Source organism: Paenibacillus qinlingensis, from assembly GCF_013204845.1.
Lineage (GTDB): Bacteria > Bacillota > Bacilli > Paenibacillales > NBRC-103111 > Paenibacillus_E > Paenibacillus_E qinlingensis.
On sequence record NZ_JABMKY010000020.1, the window covers coordinates 123,765 to 150,205 of the forward strand.

Annotated in this window: 15 protein-coding genes; 14 read left to right on the forward strand and 1 reads right to left on the reverse strand. The window is 45.5% G+C overall.

The features are described from left to right. Positions 1-97: 97 nt before the first annotated feature. The 10 genes from HQN88_RS27910 (at position 98) to HQN88_RS27955 (ending at position 16,105) form a co-directional block, all read left to right on the forward strand. Positions 98-2,041, forward strand: a complete 1,944-nt coding sequence (locus HQN88_RS27910) for a PAS domain S-box protein (RefSeq protein ID WP_173118678.1) — start codon at positions 98-100, stop codon at positions 2,039-2,041. A 114-nt stretch (positions 2,042-2,155) separates the two neighbouring features. Beyond that, complete coding sequence (locus tag HQN88_RS27915; protein ID WP_274319519.1) at positions 2,156-2,851, forward strand: DUF421 domain-containing protein; 696 nt, start codon at positions 2,156-2,158, stop codon at positions 2,849-2,851. A 35-nt stretch (positions 2,852-2,886) separates the two neighbouring features. Next, positions 2,887-3,678 carry a nucleotidyltransferase domain-containing protein gene (locus tag HQN88_RS27920; RefSeq protein ID WP_173118682.1) on the forward strand — a complete coding sequence of 264 codons (792 nt, stop codon included), beginning with the start codon at positions 2,887-2,889 and terminating at the stop codon, positions 3,676-3,678. Between the two features lie 229 nt (positions 3,679-3,907). Then, positions 3,908-5,710 (forward strand): sensor histidine kinase, encoded by a 1,803-nt coding sequence (locus tag HQN88_RS27925; RefSeq protein ID WP_173118684.1) that lies wholly within the window; start codon positions 3,908-3,910, stop codon positions 5,708-5,710. Beyond that, complete coding sequence (locus tag HQN88_RS27930) at positions 5,707-6,873, forward strand: response regulator (protein WP_173118686.1); 1,167 nt, start codon at positions 5,707-5,709, stop codon at positions 6,871-6,873. Before HQN88_RS27925 ends, HQN88_RS27930 begins: the two co-directional genes overlap by 4 nt. A gap of 137 nt (positions 6,874-7,010) precedes the next feature. Further along, positions 7,011-10,934: a hemoblobin-interacting domain-containing protein gene (locus HQN88_RS27935; protein ID WP_173118688.1), complete on the forward strand. Its 3,924-nt coding sequence runs from the start codon at positions 7,011-7,013 to the stop codon at positions 10,932-10,934. A 222-nt stretch (positions 10,935-11,156) separates the two neighbouring features. Then, positions 11,157-12,188 (forward strand): NADH:flavin oxidoreductase/NADH oxidase, encoded by a 1,032-nt coding sequence (locus tag HQN88_RS27940; RefSeq protein WP_173118690.1) that lies wholly within the window; start codon positions 11,157-11,159, stop codon positions 12,186-12,188. A gap of 188 nt (positions 12,189-12,376) precedes the next feature. Next, positions 12,377-13,855: a spore germination protein gene (locus tag HQN88_RS27945; RefSeq protein WP_173118692.1), complete on the forward strand. Its 1,479-nt coding sequence runs from the start codon at positions 12,377-12,379 to the stop codon at positions 13,853-13,855. 35 nt (positions 13,856-13,890) lie between these two features. Further along, on the forward strand, positions 13,891-14,976 hold the full coding sequence (locus HQN88_RS27950) for a Ger(x)C family spore germination protein (RefSeq protein WP_173118694.1): 1,086 nt from the start codon (positions 13,891-13,893) through the stop codon (positions 14,974-14,976). Positions 14,977-15,013: 37 nt separating this feature from the next. Further along, on the forward strand, positions 15,014-16,105 hold the full coding sequence (locus HQN88_RS27955) for a GerAB/ArcD/ProY family transporter (RefSeq protein ID WP_173118696.1): 1,092 nt from the start codon (positions 15,014-15,016) through the stop codon (positions 16,103-16,105). A 141-nt stretch (positions 16,106-16,246) separates the two neighbouring features. On the opposite strand, the gene HQN88_RS27960 is transcribed toward HQN88_RS27955, so the two are convergent. Then, entirely contained in the window at positions 16,247-18,157 is a 1,911-nt protein-coding gene (locus HQN88_RS27960; protein WP_246320493.1) for an endonuclease MutS2, read from the reverse strand. Between the two features lie 443 nt (positions 18,158-18,600). On the opposite strand from HQN88_RS27960, the gene HQN88_RS27965 reads away from it, so the two are divergent. The 4 genes from HQN88_RS27965 (at position 18,601) to HQN88_RS27980 (ending at position 26,055) form a co-directional block, all read left to right on the forward strand. Next, positions 18,601-20,946 (forward strand): helix-turn-helix domain-containing protein, encoded by a 2,346-nt coding sequence (locus HQN88_RS27965; RefSeq protein ID WP_246320494.1) that lies wholly within the window; start codon positions 18,601-18,603, stop codon positions 20,944-20,946. Between the two features lie 123 nt (positions 20,947-21,069). After that, entirely contained in the window at positions 21,070-23,637 is a 2,568-nt protein-coding gene (locus HQN88_RS27970) for an exo-rhamnogalacturonan lyase family protein (RefSeq protein ID WP_173118698.1), read from the forward strand. A gap of 33 nt (positions 23,638-23,670) precedes the next feature. Further along, positions 23,671-24,930 carry an FG-GAP-like repeat-containing protein gene (locus tag HQN88_RS27975; RefSeq protein ID WP_246320500.1) on the forward strand — a complete coding sequence of 420 codons (1,260 nt, stop codon included), beginning with the start codon at positions 23,671-23,673 and terminating at the stop codon, positions 24,928-24,930. A gap of 18 nt (positions 24,931-24,948) precedes the next feature. Next, positions 24,949-26,055 carry a rhamnogalacturonan acetylesterase gene (locus HQN88_RS27980; protein ID WP_173118700.1) on the forward strand — a complete coding sequence of 369 codons (1,107 nt, stop codon included), beginning with the start codon at positions 24,949-24,951 and terminating at the stop codon, positions 26,053-26,055. The last annotated feature ends 386 nt before the right edge of the window (positions 26,056-26,441 follow it).

The following is a 26,441-nucleotide window of genomic DNA, read 5'->3' on the forward strand; positions in this document are numbered from 1 at the left end:
TTACGGACAGTTACTGAATTTATGGTAATATATGAGTAGCTGCCAAGAGATATGGAAACGGCTGCTATCGCGTTAGTTGAAGAGGAGGAATGCGTTGATGCAGGATCTAAAGTTCTTTGACCCCCAAGCATTATTTAAACATTTATATATAAATGCACCGATTGGGATCGCTTTAATCTCTCTGGATCGAAGATGGATGAATGTTAACCCAGCGGTTTGTAGTATTTTCGGCTACTCGGAAGAAGAATTTATGGATTTTACGCTAGAAGATATTCGACATCCTGATGATAAATACAACACCAGAGGTTTACTAACGGAATTATGGGACGGCGTCATCCCTTCATTCGAAGTAGAAAATCGATACTTTAATAAAAATGGCAATATCGTTTGGACCTACGTACATGTTTCTTTAGTTCGTGATGACAATGACGGGGAGCCTTTATATTATATTACTCAATTTATCGATGTAACCAAGAACAAGTTAGCAGAACTAAAGCTGCAGGAAAGTATCGAACGGTATACGTCGTTAAAGAAATACAACCACGATGCTATCATTTCTTTTGGTTTGGACGGCATTATCATAAATGGCAATAATATGGTGCAACAGATGACTGGATATCTCATTGAAGAGTTAATCGGCAGTGGAATGTCCAAATTAATTGGCGAAAAAAGTTCAACGAACTTGCTTTTGGCTTTAAACGATCAATCAGAAATTGAAAAAGTTGAGAAAGAAATCTCGTTGATTCAACACAAGGACGGTTATTCCGTTGAAGTGTTGGTAACGCTAGCTCCGATCATCATCCAGACTCAGATTATGGGCTTTTACATTATAGCGAAAGACATGACGGAACAAAAAAAATTGATTATTGAAAAAGAAGCTGCTGAAAAGACGAATAAAGCTAAAAGCGAGTTTTTAGCCATGATGAGTCATGAAATCCGTACCCCTATGAACGGGGTTATCGGTATGACGGATGTACTACTAGACACGAAATTAGATGAAGAGCAAATTGAATATGTTCAAATCATTAAAAAGAGTGGTGATACGCTGCTCGCGATTATCAATGATATTCTGGACTTCTCCAAAATCGAATCCGGCAAGAGCGAATTAATCGAAGAATCGTTGAATGTGAGAGATATATTATCTGAAACGGTTTATATGGTCATGTCTAAAGCTCTTGAGAAAAATCTGGAGATCACGACTTCTGTCTGCCCTAAGGTTCCTAACTTGGTGCTAGGGGATATTACTAAGATAAGACAAGTCCTGATAAATTTGCTCAGCAACGCCATAAAATTCACGCCTAACGGAGCGATTTCAGTCAGTGTTGTTACTGTGTCGCAAGAACTGAATACGGTGCGCCTTCAATTTGCAATCCAGGATACAGGTATCGGTGTACCGAAGGAACAGGTAGGTCATTTATTTGAACCCTTTTATCAAGTAGATCATTTTATGACTCGGAAAACAGAGGGCACAGGCTTAGGACTAGCTATCTGTAAAAAGCTTGTTGAGCTCATGGACGGTCAAATCTGGCACGAAGCTTCCAAAGATCAAACCGGATCAACTTTCTTGTTTACTGCTAGCTTTCGGGTCCAATCGAATCATCTAGACTCATCGCAATATGACAAGTGGCCCCAACAAGATGGTATAGTCGAAAATTCAACTGAACAGACCTTGAAAATTTTAATTGCAGAAGATAATGAAGTGAATCAACTTGTTTTAAAGAAGATGATAGAGAAACTCGGGCACAAAACGACAATCGTACAAAATGGAAAAGAAGCCGTAGAAGCTGTTAAGCGTTATCCGTATGATATCATCTTTATGGATATTCAAATGCCCTGGATGGATGGCTTAACGGCCACGAAGATCATTCATGAAATGTTAAACGGTAAGAAAAGCCCGTACATTGTGGCTGTGACAGCACACGCAATGAAAGGCGACAGTGAGAGATATCTGTCTGAAGGCATGAATGCTTATATCAGCAAGCCGATCAGCATTAACGCGATTTCAGAAATTATTGAAAGATGTGAAAAGTTGAAATCATAGGTCTTACATTGAGCGTTTGTTCAATGATCAGGGAGCAGTTTGCCACACAGCAACTGCTCTCTTGTCAATGATACAAATGTACTTAAATTTTATATTCCGAAGGGAAAGATGAAGGTGGATACCAATCTTTATGTAAGTATCGGTGTCAAGCTTACAGTTGCTTTAATCGGTCTTTTAATCATGACGAGGCTGCTAGGAAAAAAAGAGATATCACAATTAACCGCCTTTGATTTCGTTTCCTCTTTAATGCTCAGCGAACTCGTCGGCAATACGATTTATGATAAAGAAATTCATCTTAGCCATCTGCTTTTCGCTCTAATTATTTGGACACTGCTAGCGCTGGGATTGGAAAAGTTTATCGCACTGTTTCCCAGACTTTCCCGCTATGCCGCGGGAACGCCGGATCTGATTATTCGGGAAGGTGTGATTGATTTCAAGGCGATGAAGCGCAACAATCTCGATTTTGCCCAATTAGGCATGCTGCTTCGGGAAAATAATGTTTTCTCGCTGCGCGAAGTTGCCTATGCCTTATTTGAGACGAACGGCAGCATCAGCGTGCTGCTCCAGAAGGACTCCGGAGAGATTAACGGCAATGCAAGGGACCGGCAGGTCAACGTTAGCCTTCCCGCCTACATCATTGAAAACGGCAGTATCAATGAAGATACATTGAAGCGCCTCGGGCGAGACAGGATGTGGGTGGAGCAGCTTTTGCAAATAAGCGGGATTTCGCATCCTGAGAACGTGCTTTTCGCGGAATGGTCGAATTCGAGTGGTCTATATTATCAGTTAAAGGAAGCAATAAAAGCATAGTTAGATAACTTGTAATTATAACGGGGGTGTTATCAGTGCCTTTACAGGTGTATGAAGATTTTATTAATCAAACCAAAGAGAAACTTCTTCAGGACCATCGGTTTCTTGGACTGCTTGCAGGGGGTTCCATGACTTCAAATACAATGGATGAATACAGTGACTTGGATTTAATCGTTGTATACGATGCTGTATACCGAGAAGATATAATGAATCAACGTGTTCCAATAGCAGAAAAGCTGGGGAACTTGTTATCTGGCTTTACGGGCGAACATGTAGGAGAACCGCGTTTGTTGATTTGTTTATACGGACCACCGCCACTTCACGTTGATATGAAGTTTGTTACTGTTCAGGAACTTGAACAAAGGGTTGAGGATCCTATGATACTTTGGGAGAGAGATAAGGAAATCAGTGCACGAATTGAAAGGACCTCACCAATCTTTCCGTACCCCAGTTCCCAATGGATCGAAGATCGATTCTGGGTATGGGTGCATTATGGTGCGACAAAATTGGGAAGGGGAGAACTGTTCGAATTGATTGATCACCTTACCTTTATGCGAAACGCAGTACTTGGACCGTTGTTTCTTATCAAGAATGGTGAACTCCCAGCAGGAGTAAGAAGACTCGAAAAACATGTGAGCGAAGGACTGGAAGAACTAAAGGAAACTATTCCAAGCCATAGTAGAGAGAGTTGTTACCACGCTTTACAAATGACCATTCGACTCTATCAACAACTTCGTCAGGATTTAGGTGATTTTGAATATAAAAGTGAGGCGGAACAAGTTTCAGTTGCGTACCTCGAATCTGTTTACTTCTCGATACATGAATAGATATTCTCTAACTAGCAACGTGCAGGACCTCTGGTCTTGCGCGTTTTTTTATTTTCCATGACGGTTAGGAGTCTTCGGATATAAACGTTATTTAGTCATTCATTTTGCATACAAGATAACCGTCCTAGTGAGCGAAGGTAGATACTCGACGAATAAGCATGTATATTGAAAAGAAGGATTACATCGAACTGACCCGAATGGCAGTTCAACAGTCAGGAGAGACGCTGTAGTGAACACTGTACAATGGTTGTCCTTACTGCTTTTTCTGGCAGCGGGATTAATGATCTACGTGGCATTTTTGTCCTATCAGAAACGTCATCTACCTGTTGCTAGAACGATGATTATGATCATGCTAGGAGCGGCTTGCTACGCAATTGGCTATGCTTTTGAGTTGCTTAGTCGCAACTTATACGAAGTTAAGCTTTCGCTTCAAATCGAATATGTGGGCATTCCATTCATCACGACGCTTTGGCTTTTTCAGGTCATCCAATTCTCTGGGACGGTTTCGCGTTATCGAAAGCGCCTTGCGTTGGCGCTATTCATTATACCTGTAGGAGTCTTTTTTCTCCATTTGACCAATGAGTGGCATCATCTATTTTATGAGCAGTATATCTTGAATGATCAATCTTCATTTCCGTTATACAAAACGGCTAAAGGACCTTGGTATACAGCACATACGCTATATAATTACTTCATGTTAGTGTGTGGATTTTTTCTGTTCATTCCGATGTATTGGCGGTCTTCACGCATCGTGCGTAAGCAAATTATCGTACTGACGATGGGAGCCGCAGTGCCCTTGCTTTTCAACATATCCTTGTGGTTTGGTATGGTCGTCGACTTGACGCCTTTCGGGTTCGCAGTCTCTGGGATCGTTTATGCGTGGGGTATTCTGCGCTTCAATCTGCTCCGGTTTACACCGCTTGCGCTGACGCAAGTGTTCGACACCATCCGGGATGGTGTTATCCTACTCGATTATAAGGATCAAATTGTTAGTTACAACAAAGCGGCCGAAGGCGTGTTACCTGAACTCACTTTGACCAAACATTACCCCGCTCATGTCGAGGAGGTTCTCTCCGCCAATCCAGAATTGATTCATCCTATTCTTGACTCTCATAACGGAAACGAACGGTTTCCATTCTACAGATCCCAAGCTGACGGTAATAAGCATTATCAATGCAGCGTATCGTTCATCTATGATGCAGGCACGCCTATCGGAAAAATGATTATGTTTAACGATATCACAGAGTTGAAAGAGAACGAGACTAGGTTGCGTGAGAGCGCGAACCAGCTTGTGGAATTAAATTCGTTCAAGGACAAGATGTTTACGGTTGTGGCCCATGACATTCGTGATCCAATCGCGCTCCTAGTCAGTTTAACCGAATTGCTTGGTGAAGAGCTTACATCGGATAATAAGGAGCATGCCGAATTGTTCGGAGTACTCCAAGGTCAAGTTCAGAACACCTTCCATCTAGTTGAGAATCTGCTCGACTGGTATCGCAGCCAGAAAGGAAATGTGGTGTTCCGACCGTTAAGCTGGAATTTACAGCAAGTCGTTCGTCAAGCACTGTTGCTAGCCGAATCGAAGGCTGGCATGAAGCACATTGTAATGAGTGAGCACATTGACGAGAAGCTTACAGTCAGCGCTGATAAAGAGATGCTTGATCTCATTCTACGAAACTTGATTTCTAATGCGATTAAGTTTACGGGAATTGGTGGATGGATTGAAATTGGAGCTGCGGTGGACAAGGAAAGGATTGTTGTGACCATACGCGACAATGGCGCAGGAATGGATGAAGAGACAGCGGACATGCTGCATCGTGACGATACTTTTATCAAAGTGCCGGACCCCGAAGAAAGTGGAGGGCATTCTCGATTTGGGCTTATGCTTACTCGCGAATTTGTAGCCATTCATGGCGGGAAATTGTGGTTTGAAAGTGTGCCGGGCGTGGGAACGACGTTCTACTTTACTTTATTCAGTTCACGGAGCGGGATGGACGTAATTAACCAATGGAAGGGTGGTGAAGACTCATGAAAGTAATTTTGGTAGACGATGACACGACAATGCATTTGATTTTGAGCAAAATGTTACGCAAGTTGCCAGAAGTTCATGTTGTTGGCACCTTCATAGATACGAAGTCGGCGGCCTCCTTCTTACAAGAGCACACAGATATCGGCCTAGCGTTCGTTGATATCGCAATGAAAGGTGAAAACGGGATGGAATTCGCCGCAAGGTTAGGAAGCTCTGGCTCTCCGGTTCAACTTGTTTTCGTCACATCGCACAAGGATTTCGCCCTAGAAGCTTATGAACTTTCGGTGATTGACTATCTGGTCAAGCCAGTTTCCCAAGAGAGGCTGCAGCGGGCAGTCTATCGTGCCATCGTGAACTGGCGTGCTTTTCATTCGCCAGCGGCTCCATTATCACCTGAACTTCCCACAGAGAGAATCGTTATTTCAGCACTCGGAGACGTTGTTGTGAGCAATGAAGTGGGCCGAGTGAAGTGGATCTCGCGAAAATGCACCGAGCTATTCGCATATCTCCTGCTTTACCGAGGCAGACGTATACCGCGTTCGAAGCTGGTAACTGATATTTTTGGCGGCATAGAGCATGCTGGTGCGGAGAGATATTTGAACACGACAGTGTACCAATTGCGCAAATCACTCGAACCTTTGGGCATGCGGGAGGTCATACGTTCAGAGAACGATGGTTATGCACTCGAATTGAATGACTGCGTTATTGATTATGTAGAATTCGAAGCGCGAGTGGAGGAACTACAAACGATTGATGCCAGCCAAGTGGAAATTGCCCTAGGCGTTGAACGACTGTATACGGGAGATCTGTTCGGGGATAAAGCGTATGTTTGGGCCATTCACGAAACAGAACGTTATAGCCAAATATACGTCGCATTCGTCAAACGACTAGTAGCAGTACTTATTTCGTTGGGGGATACAAGCTCCGCTTCTAAGTTATTACTCAAGCTCAATGAGCACAATCCGCTAGACGAGTCGGTGATACGCCATTTGATGATCATACGTGAGATGATGGGAGATAAAAAGGGTTTGAACGCACTGTATACGAATTATGTTCGGTTGCTCAATCAGGAGCTTGGTATTCGTCCTTCGAAGGAGCTGACAATTCTAAATGACTCGTTAGTGCGAGCGTTTACTGATAAAAAGACAAAAACCGCGAAGCCTTGATGCTGCGCGGTTTTTGTCTTTTTATGGCCGAATCTTTCATTATTCTTTTATTGAGCTGTAGTAGATTGATAGGAGAAGAAGTTGTTAATGAACCGACGGTGAAAAATTAAAATCTGTCTGTAAAAAGGAGTATAACGATGATACTGATAGCAAGATTAAAGAAAGACTTTTTACTAAAGCTTGTACTTATTATAGCGGGGTGTGCATTATTTTCCTTTTTATGGATTATCAATCCCAATATGAAGCATGCATCTGCTGCGTCATGGACGTACTGTGCCGGCGAAGGAGAGAATTGTTCATTTACGGGTACGAAGATTGTCGAGTACGGTTGGGCAACGTTTGAAAACCAAATATGGGTCATTAAAAAACTGACGCCTAAATCGTACCAACTTAATGGTTCATCCGTGGAAGGTGTGCGATGCAGCGCGAACGAATTTGCTCCTGTTTCGGGTTCTATGTTTGGCAATTATTGTATGGTAAGTGAGCCCGAGCCATCGCTTGATGTCTCGTGGTCTGCGTCTGTCGGGGAAGGGAATAAGTCAGTTACACTTACATTTTCCTCTACAGAAACCAATGCCGGGACACTAGAGGAGTTGAAGAATAAGATTTCGGTCAAAAGAACGGATGAGGCTGACTTCACAGTTTTAACCCCGGACGATTCCGTCAGCAACACGACTTCCTCCATTCTCGGGGGCGGTACGATAGTCATTACCTTTCAAAAACCGCTAATGGGTTTGGACAACCAAATTCGAATAGCTCCTGGCGCTTTGAAGGATATTCTGGGCACTACTTTTGATAGCGCAATCGAGATTAATCAATTAGAAGAGAATGATCTAGGTAATTGGCCGTATGTAGGTAATAGGGGCATATCCCAAGAGGCATCATTTAACATGTCACTCAAATTCGTACAGGATACGCCCTATTTGGCTTATATCGAAGACACTGGCAGTAAATTATTTGTGAAAAAATGGGATGGCCGCAGTTGGATTCCCACAGGAGATGAGTCGATTTCCGGTGGAACCGATGGGCGAGTAGGAACCGCATTTTATGTATCCACGGCCGTTTCAGGCGATATGCTTTATGCAGCTTACTCGGATATAACGAATGGGTTTAAAGCCTATGTCAAAAAATACGACGGAAACCATTGGCAGCTCGTAGGCGGTGGAGCCGTTTCCGCGGACAGGGCGTTCGAGATGTCCATTACCGTTTCAAACGGTATCCCTTATCTGGCATACAAAGATGGGGCCAATGGCGACAAACTTACCGTGAAGAAGTTCAATGAGGGCAATAATAGTTGGGAAATGATGGGGATCGCGGGATTTTCACAGGATCCGGTATCACAGATCTCGTTATCAGTTAATAATGACATCCCTTATGTGGCTTATCGCAATGAGAAACCGGATCGCGTCAATATAGGTGGCACATGGCAAGGCATGACAAGTTATTCAGGAGAGTTTAAAAAGTTTGATACGGCTAGCGGCAATTGGGTGAATTTAGGTCCTTTTGCAACGGGCGGAAATTCGACCACGTACTTGACCTTTGATGGGGGCATTCCCTATGTGGCCTATGTGGATTGGCTCACGGGTTATGGGGTCACATTGAAAAAGTTTGAAGGAAGCAGTTGGACTAGAGTAGACAATGGGACTTTTAAAGTAAGAGATTCCAGTAATATCAGCTATACCTCGTTCTATTTTTATGAGGGCTTGCTCTATGTGGCAGGCTTATTATCAGACGGAAATACAGGTGTAAAAAAATGGAACGGAAGTAGTTGGGTATCTATAGGTACTTCGGGTAGTACAGAAGGATCGGTAATGGCTAATTCCTTATTTGTGAATAACGGCATTCCGTATCTAGCTAATAGCTCCTTTATCTCAGGGGGAGACCTTACGATCAATCGAAAGCCCGGGGTTCAGAAATTTCTTCTAACAGCACCGGTGTTGACCGCTGACTCCACGAGTAATAACACGGAAAGTCCAATTGAACTTACTTTCTCGGATTTGTCGGCATGGCGCAATGAGATTACCGAGGTTAAGGATGGCACAGTTACGATATCATCAGCTGTTTATGCGGTTAGCTCGGGGAAGATAACGTTTAATCCAGGTGTGCTGAGCCTAGGTAACCATACCATCACGGTTTCGACGAAACATTACGGAGATGCTACTGTTAGCCAGTTGGTTCAGTTGAAACCAGTGACGTTAGCGCCTGACACGACAGAAAATGATGTTGCACATGACATCGCTATTACATTCGCTGATAATCCTGCATGGCGCGGCGCCATTACGACGGTGAAGGACGGAGTGATAACCATACCGTCAGATAACTACGTCGTAGACTCAGGAAAAATCACTTTTAGTGCTGGAGTACTAGCACATGGTGATCATACGATTACGATTTCGGCAACAGATTATTTTGATACAAGCCTTAATCAACCCGTCTCATGGATGCCTTCACCTCATTTAACTGCGGATAACACCGATAATTATGCTGCGAGTGCGATTGACATCACGTTTGCGGATGATGCGAATTGGCGGGATGAGATCACAGCTGTCAAAGATGGAACGAAGACGGTGCCAGTAGCGAAATATGCAATAAGCGCTGGGAAAATCTCTTTTAAAGCAGCCGCTTTGTCATTAGGAACCCATATTATCACCGTCATTGCACCTAATTATGATGATGCCATCGTTACACAGGATATTCGCGCAGGTACAGGAGAAGTGATCAGCACTGATGCATCGCTATCTAATATGGTAGTTGATCAAAGTGCATTGACATTCAATCCTTCGGAGTTTTCTTATCATGTGGATGTAGCCAACAGCGTTACAGGTTTCAATTTGACTTTAACCAAAGCTAATCCAAACCAAACTCTATCGGTTACTGGTGTAACTTACACGACTAGTTCTGTCACCGGTGATGTGTACGTGTACACGATTTCTAATTTGAATGTTGGACAGAATCCAATCTTCATCGATGTATATGCACAAGATGGAAGTTCACATTCTTATGTGCTTACTGTGAAACGGGCTGAGCCAAGCGCGCCAAGTGTGCCAAATGTGCCTGGTGGAAGCGGTCCAATTTCACTGCCAACGTCACCAATTACTACAGTGATTACCTCCACAGATGGCAATTTGACACTGCCAGTGGGTAAAACAGGCGAAGTTAGTTTGAACAGGGAAGTTACGATATCGATTCCGGCGGATGCTTCATCCCAAGAACTCAAGGTGACCATTGATAAAGTGCTGGATACACAGGAATTAATTAAGGATAAGGAAACGCTAGCAAGCCCTATCTTCGAGATTTTGAAGAACTTCACCGAGAACTTCAGCAAACCAATTACGCTGACATTTGCTTTTGATACGGCCAGTATAGCAAGTGACCAAAGAGCTGCGGTTTTCTATTTTGATGAAAAGAACAAGGTATGGGTAGAAGTTCCCGGCGGAAAAGTAAGTGGGGATCAAATCACTGTAGATGTGAATCATTTTACGAAATATGCGGTATTTGCAGTTGACCGAGAGGTAGTTAAACTGGATTTTAGTGATATATGGGGGCATTGGGCTGAGTCAGGCATTCTGCAAGCGGTGAATGGCGGTCTAGTCACGGGTTACCCGGACGGTACGTTCAAACCGAATCATACTGTGACGCGTGCGGAGTTTGCAGTCATGCTGATGAATACGTTGAAGCTGCAGGGAGTAGGCGCAAAACTGAATTTTACAGATCGTGCAGAGATTGGCGCTTGGGCGCAACAAGCTATCGCACTCGCAGTGCGTGAGGGGATCTTGCATGGCTATGAAGATGGCAGCTTCCAACCCAACGCTGAAATTACGCGAGCCGAGATGGCAGTAGTTATTGCAGGAGCTCTGGGCAAAGTTGCCGAGACAGATTCTGGAACGAGCTTTGCTGATGATAACCATATTGCCGTATGGGCAAAGGGCAGTGCAGCTTTCGTGTTAGAATCCGGGATCATGCTAGGAAAAGGTGATAACCTATTCGCCCCGCAAGATCATGCGACGAGAGCAGAGGCACTAACAGTTCTCTTGAAAGTTGGCGCACAGAAGAGCAAATAATGGCAAAGAATTAAGGCTTCTCCTCCTTAATATAGAGAATTCCTAGTGTGACAAAGTTACGGTTTATTTTAATCAAACCTGATAAAGTCATAAGCGTTAGAAATAATAATAACAAAATAAGTAGATAGCATTGTTTCATATTGACCGAAGAACGGTGCTATTTACTTTTTTAAGGAATTGCTCTAATGGTTTTCTCAAAACACAACAAGAGGAGAAGAGATCATGGATCATTTATTTACACCATTTAAGATTAAAGGATTAGAATTGAAAAACCGCGTCGTTATGCCGCCGATGTGCCAATATGCAGTTGGGAACAAGGATGGGATCGTTAACGATTGGCATTATCACCACTATGTTAGCCGTGCAATCGGAGGCGCAAGCCTCATTATTATAGAGATGACAGACGTTGAGCCAGATGGCCGAATTACTGACTTCGACCTTGGGCTTTGGTCTGATGAACAAATCGCTCCTTTGAAACGTATCATAGATGCAGTTCATCAATATGGCGCAAAAGTAGGCATCCAGATTGCCCATGCTGGACGAAAAGCGGAAGATGCAAATGTTCCAGTGGCGCCATCCGCTATTCCGTTTGATGATAAGTCAAAGACACCGCGGGCTCTGACATCGGATGAAACGAAGCAAATAGTCGAAAAATTTCGTTCGGCTGCGGAACGCGCTATCAAAGCTGGGGTTGATACAATTGAAATTCACGGAGCTCATGGCTACTTGATCCATCAATTCCAGTCTTCGTATACGAATAAACGTACAGATGAATATGGCCAAGATTTGACGTTGTTTGGTCAACAAGTCATTCGAGCCGTAAAAAGCATAATGCCTGAACATATGCCACTCGTGATGCGTATTTCGGCCAGAGAGTATGTCGAAGATGGTTACGATTTGAAGGAAAGCATTGCGTTCTCCAAAGTATACAAGGATGCAGGAGTTGATGTTTTTCATGTCAGCTCGGGAGGAGAAGGCCCTATACTTGCACATGGAAGACCAGGAACGCACGCAGCGTATCAAGTACCCATGGCAAGAGAAATTAGGAACGCACTGAACATCCCCGTCATTGCTGTCGGACGGTTGGATGAGCCAGTATTGGCAAATGCCGTTATCGGCAACGAAGAAGCGGATCTCGTGGCCGTTGGCCGGGGGATGTTAAGAAATCCCTATTGGGCTCTTCAGGCAGCCACTGTGCTTGGCAAAGAAATCAATATTCCAGGTGTTTATCATATGGGATTTAATCTGAAGTAAACAGACGGGGGCAATACGACGAATCGAGATAACTTAAAGAAGCACTTGCCCAGAGCAGTGCTTCTTTTGGTTGTCTAGATCGAATAAAATAATCCACTTTAAATCCATTCGTGGAAGACTGATGAATTAACGTCTTTAATTTGTGCATAATACTGCATATACCTAAATGTTGGGAGATCAAGATTCGCATGCTGAAAACGGAGCAATCGGACATCGAAGAATTGCTGCGTTTGTCTAGCCAATCGAGTGATTTTAGAACGGGCAAAATCTCTTTCTCGAATCAGCAGATATACATAGCCTATTACAGTACTTTAATCGATCAGAATTTGCTTCAGGAGCATGTTCTTCAACCTTTGAAGCAATGCCCCATTGGTGCTATCCAGACGTTAGAGGAACTTCGAGAATTAATTCCGATCGACGAAATCGAGATTACAGATAAGATCGATGTTATTCAGTCCAAATTGTTCAAAGGCGCTATCATTGTTCGACTTCACGAAGTGGATTCGGTATGCGCATTGATTCATTTGGCAAACAAAAGCGGGATGCGTAAAAGTAACGATACGGAGAATGAGTTTAGCGTCGTTGGACCTAAAGTGGGTTTCGTTGAGGATATTGATACGAATCTTTGCCTAATAAGAGCGCAAATCAATATTCCAAATCTAATCGTCAAGGAAATCTCAATCGGTTCTGTATCCAAAACGAAGGTAGCGATTGTCTATATCAATGGTGTGACCAACGAACAGAACGTTCAAACGATTGAGCAAAGATTGCTGGCGATCGACTGCGATGTTGTATTCGACTCCTCCGAGCTCGATCAAATCATTTCGGACAACTCTTTGTCACCTTTCCCGTTGTTCGTGAGCACCGAACGCAGGGATCGGGTTGTGTACGCACTCATTTCGGGACAAGTCGCGGTCATCAGTGATGGATCGCCTTATTTTATAACAGGTCCTTCGAGCTTGTTCGATTTTTTTATTTCCCCGGAAGACTATTATATGCCTTGGATATTAGGGTCGTTTTTTCGCATCATCCGGATCCTAGGAGTTATCTTTTCCTTGTTTGCAACCTCCATGTATGTCGCAGTGATGACGTACCATTATGAGGTCATTCCACATAATTTGTTAGGTCCTCTCGTTTTTTCGAGGCTCAATGTACCTTTCCCGCCCGTGCTTGAAGTGCTGTTTCTGGAAATGACGATAGAGTTTCTACGCGAAGCCGGTGCCCGTTTACCGAGCAAGATCGGCCAAACTTTGGGTATCGTCGGAGGAATCGTAGTCGGCCAGGCAGCGGTCGAAGCTGCGTTAACTAGTAATATTCTTATCATTATCGTATCTCTGTCGGCATTAGCCTCCTTCGCCACACCGATATACAAGATGTCGAATACGATTCGCTTCCTACGTTTTCCGATTATTCTTTTATCCGCGGTCTGGGGCGCTTTGGGAATTTTTATCGCGATCTGCTTCTTAATTGTCCATATCACCAGGTTGCAATCGTTGGGATATCCGTATACGGTGCCCTTATATCCTTTACGAATTAAAGATTTTCGAGACAGCTTTATCCGTTCATCATTTCAATATACGGGAAACAGGCCGAGCTATCTAAAGTCGAGTTCAAAGAAACGATACATGCCAAAACCTGTAAAACGGCGCTTTGAGTGGGACGAATAATGACGTTCGATTACAAAAAGGAGGGGCGGCCGGTATTGTTAGTTAAAAACCTTCTTGCCACCCTGCTGGCTGTCGGACTCCTCACTGGATGCAGCGATCAGAGAGTATTAAATAAAATCAATCTTATCCAAACCATGGGTCTGGATTCCTCCGATCAGGGGGTGAAAAGTACAGTGCTTATCGGAAGCTTCAAGAAAAAGGGAGAGACTGATATTCAAGTCTTGAATACGGTAGCGGATACCACTTTTGACATCGCTCCCAAATTAAGCTTGCAATCGAAAAATATAATAGAATATGGCCAACTCGGTCTGGTAATCTTCAGCCAAAGCTATGCTCGGCAAGGTATTGGGCCAGCTCTAGAGAGTCTCTGCCGTAGCCAGAAAATATCTAGCAGTATGCTTCTCGGAGTAACGGATTCGACGGCTTCAGAATTGTTAGCCAAAGCACAGAAATCCCAGGATTCGTATTATCTATGCGATATGATCGATCAAAATATTAAATACGGCATTTTGCCGAGAAATAACCTACAGGAGACATTGTTTCAATATTACGGCGAAGGGCGCGATCTGTTTTTGCCGTATTTCGTGTCGGAAGGAGACGATATCCGTATCGAAGGTTTGGCTTTATTCAAAGATGACAAATTTGTAACCAAAATCGGAAACAATAAGGTGTTTTTATTAAAGCTGCTTATGCAAACTACGAAGAACGGGAATTTTTTAGTGCCTTTAGCAGGGGAGGAACATAAGGAAGAAAATTACATTCAATTCAGTAGTACGGGTTCCGGAGCAACTTTTAAGTTGGATCGACTGAACCCTGTTCCTTCCATCCATATCCATGTGCGACTGAGTGCTCAAGCCAAACAATACCCTAGCGGTATCGATTTCAACTCCAAGGAACAAATTTCGAAGCTCGAATCGGACATCGGTGCGTACTTTGAAGATGAATTGCAACAGTTTCTTGCTTTCTGCCAAAAAAAAAGTGTGGACCCGGTAGGCATCGGAGACTTCGTCCGAAGTAAAACGAAGGACTGGAACGCCGCGCATTTTGCTGAAATATACCCAAAAATCGAGTTAAAAGTGAATGTTCATTTTACTATCGTCCAACCCGTCATGATTCAATAAAATGAACGACAGGGGCGAATACCTGCAGGAGGCTTCGATGAGACAACCCGCGACCAATGAATGGAAAGTATCCCCATTCTTCGTATTCTTTCTGCTTTACGCTAGTATGGTCGAAATCGGGGTGTTGAATTATCAGAAAGCTTTGATGCAGTATGCGGGCTATAATGCTTGGATGTCCATTCCGATCACGGGAATTAGCATTCATATCGTCATCTGGATGATGTATCAAATCTGCTCATCCAAAGGGGAGATGGGCATCTACGAAATTAATCAGCATTATTTCGGTAAATGGCTCGGCATAGCCCTTAATGCAGCCATCGTTTGCTACTTCGCCTTTGGAGCCTTCATAACCTTCAGAGTTTATTTGGCTATTATTCAATACATGCTTTTCCCGGAAATGAGCCTGTTATCAATAAGTTTAATATTTGTTATTCTATTGTATTACACAGTATCAGGAGGTTTTCGTACGATTGTAGGGATCTGCTTCTGGGGGGTGCTTTTCTCATTTGCCTTTATTATCCCGTTAAATTTGCTGGGTCTTTCCTATTTGCATCTTCAGAATCTGTTTCCGTTGTGGAACCACTCGACAGCAGATCTGCTTCATTCCGCCAAAAGCATGGTCTTTCAATACTTGGGTATCGAAGCGATACTTGTGTATTACCCGTTTATTCAGACTCCGGCCAAATCACAAAAATGGGCTCATTGGACGGTTTTACTAGTAACCGTTTATTATTTGATTACAATCTTGATTACTTTTATGTATTATAGCGAGATCCAGCTGCAGAAAGTCATCTGGCCGACTTTACATAGGGTTTCGTTACTAAAACTTCCGTTGATTCAAAGGTTGGAGTATTTAGTTGTTTCCGTATTGTTTATCAAAATCGTAGCCTGCATAGCGCTCGGACTATGGGCTGCTTGTCGTGGCGCAAAGCTGAGCTTGCGCATGAAACAGCCTATCAGTTTAATCTTGATTCTGGCTGTATTTCTGGTCTTAGTGTTTTTTGTAAAAGACATGATATTGATCAAACGGATGTCCGGTTTCTATGAATCAACTGGATTTTATTTTATTTATGCGTATGTCCCGCTATTGTTTGTACTTACCCGCATCAGAAAAATAGGGAAAGCCTAGTGAATGCGATATACGTTATACATTGATAGGATACCGAATCTATACACAAATAAGAGCCCGAGGGGAAATATCCTCGGGCTTTATGGCATACCGTCAGCCAAACGTTCAATTTATGAATTGCCGATAAGCAGATCCGTGTATTTATTGATTCTCCTTATACTCAATCTTTAGCCCTTCAACATGACGTTTGCTCATCATCTTTCGTTTCTTTCGCGTGTCTACCGATTCGAACACAATGTCCATATCGTAGTCTCCTTCCGGGTAGAGCTTGCTGCGCTCGATATAGAGAGACAATCTCTTGCGGTTAATGAGCACTTTCTCTTGCTGGATTTGTACGGTAATATTTCCGCGATGGTCCGGCTCGCTGCAAACAATGCCTGTGCGGCGCAGCGAGTGCACCCATACGCAGTCGCCAATAGCGAATATCGGTATCGGCGCTCGCTCCCCTTTTTCTTTCATTGTCTCTTTTACAGGTATTTCTTCTGAAACCGTTGTAGTTATTGCAGGCGCTTCGGACGATCGCTGTGTCGCCTCGTATGTGATTTGCCTCGATCTCTCGATGAGCGCAAGAGGCATTCCGAGCTTTTGCGCGATATAGAAGGCATAGGAGGAGCCTGCTTGACCAATCGTCAACTTGTAAAGGGGCTCAAGCGTTTCCGCATCGAATTCCATACGCGCATTCTCGAAGCCAGGCGCAGCGTGAGCAAATTTCTTGATCTCATTAAAATGAGTCGTAGCCATGACAGTTGCCCCGCGTCGGTACAGTTCCTCTAGCACTGCGATTGATAGGCCGATTCCTTCGCCAGGGTCGGTTCCCGAAGCAAGCTCGTCGAGAAGGACCAGCGACGATGGTCCGGCTTCCTTGAGGATGCCAATCACGTTCTTGACATGTGAAGAGAATGTACTGAGCGAATTTTCAAGGCTTTGTCCGTCTCCGATATCGACCATAACGGATTTGTACACAGCAAATTCGCTTCCGTCTCCTACAGGAACGAGCAATCCCGATTGCACCATAAGTGTCAGCAGACCGACGGTTTTCAGCGATACAGTTTTGCCTCCCGTATTAGGCCCTGTAATAACAAGTGCTCTGTAATTGTCGCCGATGCGGATATCAAGTGGCACGGAATGCCTGCCGAGCAGTGGATGACGGCCGCACAGGATGGAGATCCGACCGCGATCGTTTAATTTGACCGTTCGTCCGTCAATTATTTTCGCGTATTTGGCCTTTGCGAACATAAAGTCGTAATGGCCGATCGTTTCTAAATTGATTAAAATTTCGTACTTATTGCTCTCAACCAGATCCGTGAGATTGCTAAGTACCCTTGTTTCTTCCGCGGCTTCCTCAGACTGCAGGTGCAAAAGTTCGACATACAGGTCAGCGATATCAGCAGGCTCAATAAATACAGTCTGACCGCTCGCTGACTCATCCAGCACGGCACCGCCAACTTGTTTGCGGTATTCCTTTTTCACGGACAACACGTACCGGCCTCCTCTCGCCGAGACGACGCTTTCTTGTAAATAACTGCGGTATTTGGACAAAGCCGTGTCGAGTTTCTTGCGAATGCGGTCGTCAAGAATGTTCATCTTCTTGCGGATACGCGATAAGGCAGCGCTCGCCTCGTTATCGACTTGACCATTGCGGATACAGCGCCGGATTTCGGCCAACAGTTCTCGCTGGTCGTAGAGGGATAGCGCGTATGAAGCGATGCGCGGGGCGATGGATTCCTTTTTTTTCATAAAGCTCTTAAGCTGCTGTGTACTTTCGATGAATCTGGCGAAGTGCATAAAGTCCTGAGGCGTAAAAATAAATCCTTTCCCGAAAGTGCCTATAAGCGGCTCAATTCCTTCAAGGGACGGGATGGGCACACTGGCACCATGGGCAATAACACTAACTGCTTCTTCGGTTTCTTGAAGTAGTGTTGTGGCAAGGACTATCTCGATAGTGGGTTCCATATTCTCAATGTGGGCACGGCCCAAATAACTCATGGCAAAGTCGGCCAAACGCTGTTTAACGCGGTCATATTCCAAACGTTGATAAGTGGACTTGTTCAAATGAATGCCTCCTTTTGGGTACAAAAAAACGGACTGGAAACAACAATCGTTTCCAGTCCGCTTAGGGAGAAACTGATGTTCTTAACAGCATCAATATGCAACCTGCCAATAGAGAACGACAAAACAAACCTGTCCAATTGAACGGTTCACTCGCGTACGCCAAGCAAAACAGATTGCACTATGAAATTGCTAGTTAAAAACGACCTCAGACATTAAAATCTCTCCTTTGTATTACTCTAGGGCTAGTATACCCTTATCATATGCGAGTCCAGTCAAGAAATCTTGGGAGAAAATAGCTTAAGTCAAACTTTCCGTGCGAAAAATAAAAGTCGGAAAAGTAATGAAACTCCACTGGAAATTAACTTCCATTCCACTTTCGATCCGTATACGCTTTAAGGTGAAGTCTTCGCTCCAAACTAAACTTTCGAACGGTTGGTGAGAGCATGTTCCGAGCAATGAAAGAAGGTCTGGCAAGAAGTTTAAGCAAAACGATTGGTGGACAAGGTCGCTTTTACAAAAAGAGTCTGATCACGATCTTCATCGTTTCGGGTATTCCTGGACTGCTGATGGGGGTGCTCGTGTATTGGATGGCTGGCGGGCGTGTGGAAAGTGAGCTTCTGCAACTGCATTATCGTCAAATTGAACAAAGGTCGCAAAATATCGATGACCAGTTAGGCAATCTTGAGCTGTTGCTTTCCCATTGGGCATTCGATAATAAATTTGACTATAGTTTGGATGGGTTTGATTTTGTAAGGAATTTCGAGCGGACGCAGGATATCACCAGAACACTAGTCGCCATGCAGGGATCAAACGCGATGGTGAAGCATGCAGAACTTTACATAGGTGGAACAAGTTCGGTTCTGTTCAACCCTGAATATATGAAGATCGATGATCGAACAGCTGCCGTAGCGTCCAGATATAATCCTCTTATCCACGGTCAAAATACGACCTACTGGACGCAATGGTCCTTTGATGCGAATCGTCCCGACAACAAAGATTTAACACTCGTTCATCAAGTTCCCGGTGGAAGTTTGAAGCCGTTCGGGGTCTTGGTTTTCCGTTTTGATAGCCAAAAGGTAGCCAATATGCTCAATACGCTGACGCCTTATAATGGCGGCGAGACGTTTCTGATTCAGAATGCTGGAGAACTGTTCGTTTCAGCAAATGGGAATACGAAGTCATCGCCATTTGTAAGCGCTCTTCGTGACAAAGTTGCCTCACTAGCAGGCAATAAGGGTTCTTTTTTCATGGATTGGAAAGGCTCTACATACACAGTATCGTACGGTAGTTTGGCCCGAATCGCGGAAGATTGGACATACGTATCCGCATCGCCGATATCGAGTATCACGTCACCCGTAGTCTTTATTTCGAAGTTAATTATCACGGTAAGTCTTGCGGTATTGCTTCTTGCGGCTATTCTTGCATGGCTGGCTTCACGTCGTATTTATTTACCTGTCAAAAGGCTTGTTGCGATGCTGGGCGGAGGTGTGACTCACTCTGAGCATGCGGACGAGTTCACATTATTGGAGTCGAAATGGATGAATTTGCATAACGAAAGTCTAGAGCTGAACACGAAGCTAACGGAACAGCTGCCGCACCTTAAAGACAGCTTTCTACACCAACTGTTGCAAGGCTATTTGAATGCGTATTCAGAGGACGATCTGCGCCATCGGATGGAGCGATTTCAGTGGGACGTGAAGCAGAAGCAATTCGTAGTCCTCTACGTCCAATTAATTGGAATGACGAGCATGGAGGGCAATTTCCGACTGGGCGAAGAGGGGCTTGTTACTTTTGCAGCCGTGAATATGATTGATGAGCTGGCATCTCAGTATTTTGAACAGAGTCACACCCTTAACTTTCACGATTTAACAGCGGGTATTCTTCTGATTTTGCCTGAGGATCATTCCTATACGGAAGCCTCCCAAGCGTTTAGTGACGATTTGAAGCAGTCGATTAACCGTATTTTGAAAATGCGCATGACCATGGCGATCAGCCGGCCGGTCTCACTGATTTCAGATGTTCCCATCGCATTTGAACGAACAAAGCAAGCGGTTAGCTATCGCTACTTTGAGAATGTGAATCAGATTATCGATATGGAGCATGACAATTATGCAGGAGATGAAGACATGGAGTTGCAATATCCTTTTACACAGGAGCGGGAGCTCATTCAAGCACTACGGACAGGAAAAGAAGGAGAAGCAAGTGAGTTGCTGGTGTCTTTCCTGGAGGTTTTAACCTGCAAAGGAGCCAAAGAAATTGAAGTTCAGCAAGGGATGCTTCATTTGCTTGGCAATGTTCAGCACGCCATCATGGTGTCCGGGATTAATCCGAATCGCCTCTTCAAGGGTGCGAATTTATACGAACAACTTTCCCAGATTCGAGAGTCTACGAGAATTCTTGCATGGTTTCAGGATAAAGTGCTAAGTCCCTTCATGAGGGAGATGTCAGGTCGTTCGGATGCGCAAGTGAAACGCATGATCGAACAAGCGATGATTTATTTGCAAAATAATTATAGACAAGATATTTCACTTGATAATTGCGCGGAGCATACGGGGACGAATCCATTTTTCTTGAGCAGATCCTTTAAGCAAGTGACCGGCAAAAACTTTATCGATTACTTGACGGAGCTGCGCATGGACAAAGCGAAAGAGTTGCTAAGAGACTCGGAAATGCGAATTAACGATGTCGCCGATCAGGTGGGGTACCAACATACGTATTTCAATCGGATTTTCAAAAAGCTGGAGGGCATGACGCCAACGCGCTATCGTGAGCTCAGTCGGACATCCTAGCAACAATGTGCTAGTTCGCCAAAAAAGTGCAAACGGCCCGATCACTGCTTCGCAATAATGTCCCCTTGTTCGCAAGAGCCCAGCTTTCTACAATAGGGCTACATGTGAAAAGGAGATGATCGCTTGGCTTCGAATTCGGCAATTAAGCTGCATTGGTTAAACAAAGAAGCATCAAAGCCTGTAGGGATAACGTGGGGAATACCTTGGCGTGAGGGTGAGCTGGGACGCAACGAACCATTACGTTTGGAAACGGATGACGGCCAAGTAACTGTACCTGTCCAAAGTTGGCCGACTGCTTACTGGCCGGATGGCAGCGTGAAGTGGTCCGCGCATGCGGCAGCAGTCCATCCCGGAACGGATGAAGGGTTTGCCCTTCGTAAAGGCATTGGCCCCGAGTCCGATCACCCTATGATCGTAACCGAAACTGATGATATCATAACGCTGGATACAGGCGTCATGATTTGCACAATAGGCAAGCATGGGAAACAATGGCTTCGCAGCATCGTTCGTGAGGGCAACGAAATTTGCAGCGGCGGCGAGTTGATCGGTTTGAAAGAAGGACTGAGCGAGGCGTCGGGCGTACGAATAAGTCGCGAGGAGACTTTCGAAAGCCGTGTCTTACGCGCTGTTGTTGAACAAGACGGCCCGATTCGTGCTGTCGTTAAATTAGAGGGCAGACTCCGCTCGACGACGGGAACGAGAGAGTGGCTCCCTTTTACACTGCGGATGTATATGTATGCGGGGCAGGAAACGATTAAACTTGTGCATACGTTTCACTATGATGGAAATCCTCATGAGGATTTCATTAAAGGCTTAGGCATCCGCTTTACGGTACCAATGAGAGGGGCCCAATACAATCGGCATATCCGTTTGGCAGGGGATCGGGGATATTTCAGCGAATCACCCAAAACCTTACATACCCGTCGAACTAAAGGGAAGTATCGCGAGCTCTTTGAGCGTCAGACTCAAGGGGAGCTGACTGCCTTTGACCCCACAGAGGATGCATATTTCCTAGGGCTGCTTGATGATTCAGCAACATGGGACAGCTTCAAACTCGTACAAGATTCTTCCGAGCATTATCGGATTTGGAAGCGGACGAGGGCAGGCTGCAGCTGGGTCAAGGTGACTGACGGCGCGCGCGCTGGAGGTCTGGGCTATGTCGGCGGTGAAGGCGGAGGCTTGGCGGTTGGGTTGCGTCATTTCTGGGAGAAGCATCCTTCTAGCTTGGAGGTACACGGTACAGCGGGGGCGGAGGCTGCGTTTACGATCTGGTTGTGGTCACCAGATGGGACACCGATGGACCTTCGTCATTATGATACAGAAACACACGTAGAATCTTCGTATGAAGGGGCCGAAGAGTTGCGTGCAACACCTTATGGCATTGCGAATACAAGTGAATTGATGCTGTGGTGTACGAGCGAGACGCCGGATAGGGAGATTCTGCAGCATATGCAGGAGGAGACGCAAAATCCATCGCTGCTCATTTGCGAACCTACGTATTATCACGCGTCGGGGGCTTTCGGCTATTGGAGCTTGCCAGATCGCAGTCATCCTGTGAAAGCGCAGCTGGAGAATCGGCTGGATGGTATCATTACCTTTTATCAAGATGAAGTTGAGCAGCGAAAATGGTATGGATTCTGGGATTACGGTGATTACATGCATAGTTATGATCCTGTCAGGCATGTATGGAACTATGATTTAGGCGGCTGTGCATGGCAAAATACAGAGCTTGCGCCCAACATGTGGCTATGGGTGATGTTCCTACGAACCGGCCGATTGGATATCTTCCGGATGGCAGAAGCGATGACTCGACACACAAGTGAAGTGGATCTGTACCATTTTGGCGAATATGCGGGACTAGGCTCGAGGCATAATGTGGTCCATTGGGGCTGCGGTTGCAAGGAGGCACGCATTGGGATGGCCGGCTTACATCGGTACTTCTATTATTTAACCGCCGATGAGCGGATCGGGGATATCATGGATGAAGTGCGTGATTCGGATTTCACCACGGTGAATTTGGATCCGATGCGCGCTTACTTTCCGAAGGATGAGCATCCAACGCATATCCGTGTGGGTCCGGATTGGGCGGCTTTCAGCTCGAATTGGATGACACGTTGGGAGCGCTATGAAGATACGTCCTATCGGGACAAAATCTTGGTAGGCATCAATTGTATAAAGGATGCTAATTATGGGCTCATCTCGGGACCAACTTATGGGTATGATCCGAAAACAGGCGTGCTCTCGCCACTTGGTGACGATAATTGGGGCAGGCACTTAGCCATATGTATGGGAGGACCGCAAGTGTGGTTCGAACTTGCCGGCATGTTGAAGGATCCCGAATGGGAAGATATGATGGCGCAGCTTGGCGTGTATTACAACCAAACACAGGAGCAGAAGGATAAGCTGACCAACGGTCAGATATCCACAAAAAATTTCGAGCATCCTGTGCTCAGTGCAGCGATCACTGCGTATGGCGCATTTTATAAACGGGACGATGAGACGGCGGAGAAGTGCTGGTCCATTTTACTGGGAAGCGCGTTTGCTAAGGTTGATCTACAGCAAGAGGCGTCCATCGTTACGCACGTGGATACCTTGCAAGAGATCGATTGGATGAATACGAATGAGGCCGCACAATGGTCATTGAATACGATTATTGCACTTGAGCTTATTTCGGATTGGCTACCCCAATAGACGGAATTTGAGGAGGAATGGGCTGTGGGACAAATGGGTAAGGAGCCTTATTTGGTAGGTAAGGTAGATATAAGTGCTGCGGGTCCTCGCTGTAAAATGCTTCTAGGCGACCTGAACGGTGACGGTCGCATGGAGATGCTGTTGGTGCATCCTGACAATCGGCAGGATGTTCGCTATATTCCCCATCAGGTGCAGTGCCTGACGGCCTTTGATCTGGAGGGCAATCTGCTGTGGCAGACAGGCAAGCCCGATTCCGGAGCTGGGAGTGCAGGGTCCGACTACCCTGCGCAAATCGCTGACATCGACGGCGATGGTCAGCTAGAAGTACTATGTGTGATGGATGGGCGCTTTCTCATCCTGAACGGGAGGACTGGCGAGGTGAAAGCTTCGCACGAGCTGCCGCATGAGCACGCCCATGATTGCATCATCGTGGCGAATTTGACAGGCGGGGCATATGCGAGTGACATTATCTTGAAAGACCGCTATCACACGATGTGGGCGCTCGATCGTCATTTTAATCTACTATGGACGCATGAAGGCAATCCTGGACATTTCCCATGGGTGTATGATTTGGATGGAGACGGGAAAGACGAGGTCATGGCTGGCTATGATCTGTTGGACCATGATGGTCAGAAGCTGTGGAGCTGTCAGGATCTCGATGATCATGCTGATTGTATCTGGGTCGGTGATGTGAATGGGGATGGACAGCCAGAGCTTGTGATTGGCGGCAGCGTTACAGTGATGTATGATCGCTTTGGCACAGAGCTATGGCGTTATGAGGGCTCAATTGAATCGCAGCATATTGCTTTGGGGAGGTTCCGCAGCGATAAGCCAGGGTTACAAATAGCAGGGCTGGATCGACTTGTCCGTGAGGACGATGGGAAGGGATTGAAGGGGAAGGATGGCTTGTTTTTGCTGGACAGCGAAGGTGTTGAGATTTGGAAGGAAGATCGGCAAACAGACGGTTGGCTGACGATTATTGAGCCACTCCGCGGTTGGGAAGCCGACTCCGCAGATCTTATACTGGCCTATCGCAGAGGCGGCGGTGTCTGGCCATCTTTGTACGATGGCGAGATGAATGTTGTTGTTGAATTTCCGCTAAACGGATACGCAGTTCATGCCGATGTATGTGGTAGTGGGACAGAGCAAGTGATCATTTATAATGACGAAACAGCAGCCATTTATGCCAGTGGAGCGCTTGCAATGCGAGAAGGACTATCCGGCACTCAACTGCCACAGTCCAAACGGTTGTCCAGCTCAACCTTATATCCTGGCGGCGAAATTCCGTTGTGAAGAGAAAGGAAATCTACGATGACACATGTGTTGAAGTTTGATTTCGGGGTAGGTGAACCGGAGTCAGGTTATACCAAGATTACTCCGCATACAGAGTATGAGAAATCGGTTGGATATGGTTTTAGCAATGTGAAAAATGTTCATGCCAAGGATAGAGACGAGCCTAGTGCTTTGCGCAGAGATTTTTGCATTCCGCTGGACACTTCGTTTCTGGTAGATGTTGCGGAGGGGACCTATCGTATTTCGGTTCTGTTAGGCGATGAGATCGCTGAAACGGAAACGACGATTACTACAGGTGAAGGAAGGCTTGTGCTTCATAAGCAACGTACTTCGGCGGGACATTATGCCCGTTCGAGTTTCTCTGTATGGGTCGCGGACGGGCAGCTTAAGCTAACGTTCACGGGCAGAGCACCGCGCATCAATGCAATGGAAATCGAGCCAATACCTACTGCTTGCACGCTGTTTCTGGCAGGAGATTCAACCGTTACGGATCAGCCGACGGATGGGTATCCGTACGCGGGTTGGGGACAAATGCTCTCATTATTCCTCAAAGCAGATGCGGCGGTAGCCAATTATGCCTTGTCGGGCCGGAGCTCCTTGAGCTTTATAGGTGAAGGAGTATTGGATACGATTTGGAGCAAAATCAAGCCCCACGATTACTTGCTCATCCAATTCGGTCACAATGACCAAAAGCCGGATGAAGCACGGTTTACAGAGCCATTTTCCACTTACAAGGAAACGCTGAAAATCTATATCGACGGCGCTAGGGAACGAAGCGCATATCCCATTCTGATCACGTCTGTGCAACGACGGTTTTTCGAGGAAGATGGTACGCTGCGCGATACGCACGGCGACTATCTTGTTGCAATGCGCGAATTGGCTGCGGCTGAAGAAGTGCCTTTGATCGATCTTGCCGCTAGCAGCAAGGCTTTATTTGAAGCCTTAGGGCCAGAGGGGACGAAACGATTATTCATGTGGCTGGCGCCAGGTGAGTTCATGAATTTCCCGGATGGCGTGGAAGACAACACGCATTTCCAGCAGTTGGGCGGGATTGAAGTTGCGAAGCTGGTTCATACTGGCTTGAAAGACTTGAAGCTGCAGCCGCTAAGCTTGTATTTGCGTTGAGATAGGGGGGCAACCTTGCCCCAGATAGAGTGGAAAAGGAGCTAAGCGTGTTTGCGCTTAGCTCCTTTTTGTGAATTTGTGGCAGCAGCGGGGACGAATTGGGGCAGTGAGGTTAATTCTGCGCGCTGTAACGGTGAAAAGCGCGCTTACAGATGCGAGAGGTGCTCGTATCGCCATCTTCCCGTGCTGTAACGGTGAAAACCGCGCTTACAGATGCGAGAGGTACTCGAATCGTCATCATCCCGTGCTGTAACGGTGAAAACCGTGGACCTCTGTCAAGAAAGTAGACACCTAATAAGAGAAGTTAACTAACGCTTTTGTAGTAAAGTTCTTCAAATCGATCCGGCGAGACATAGCCCAAAGAACCATGGATTCTTTTACGGTTG

Bases quoted from the DNA above. Each gene is read 5' to 3' on its own strand.
- HQN88_RS27910 (WP_173118678.1), top strand. From the start codon at position 98: ATGCAGGATCTAAAGTTCTTTGACCCCCAAGCATTATTTAAACATTTA.
- HQN88_RS27930 (WP_173118686.1), top strand. From the start codon at position 5,707: ATGAAAGTAATTTTGGTAGACGATGACACGACAATGCATTTGATTTTG.
- HQN88_RS27935 (WP_173118688.1), top strand. From the start codon at position 7,011: ATGATACTGATAGCAAGATTAAAGAAAGACTTTTTACTAAAGCTTGTA.
- HQN88_RS27940 (WP_173118690.1), top strand. From the start codon at position 11,157: ATGGATCATTTATTTACACCATTTAAGATTAAAGGATTAGAATTGAAA.
- HQN88_RS27945 (WP_173118692.1), top strand. From the start codon at position 12,377: ATGCTGAAAACGGAGCAATCGGACATCGAAGAATTGCTGCGTTTGTCT.
- HQN88_RS27955 (WP_173118696.1), top strand. From the start codon at position 15,014: ATGAGACAACCCGCGACCAATGAATGGAAAGTATCCCCATTCTTCGTA.
- HQN88_RS27965 (WP_246320494.1), top strand. From the start codon at position 18,601: ATGTTCCGAGCAATGAAAGAAGGTCTGGCAAGAAGTTTAAGCAAAACG.
- HQN88_RS27975 (WP_246320500.1), top strand. From the start codon at position 23,671: ATGGGTAAGGAGCCTTATTTGGTAGGTAAGGTAGATATAAGTGCTGCG.
- HQN88_RS27980 (WP_173118700.1), top strand. From the start codon at position 24,949: ATGACACATGTGTTGAAGTTTGATTTCGGGGTAGGTGAACCGGAGTCA.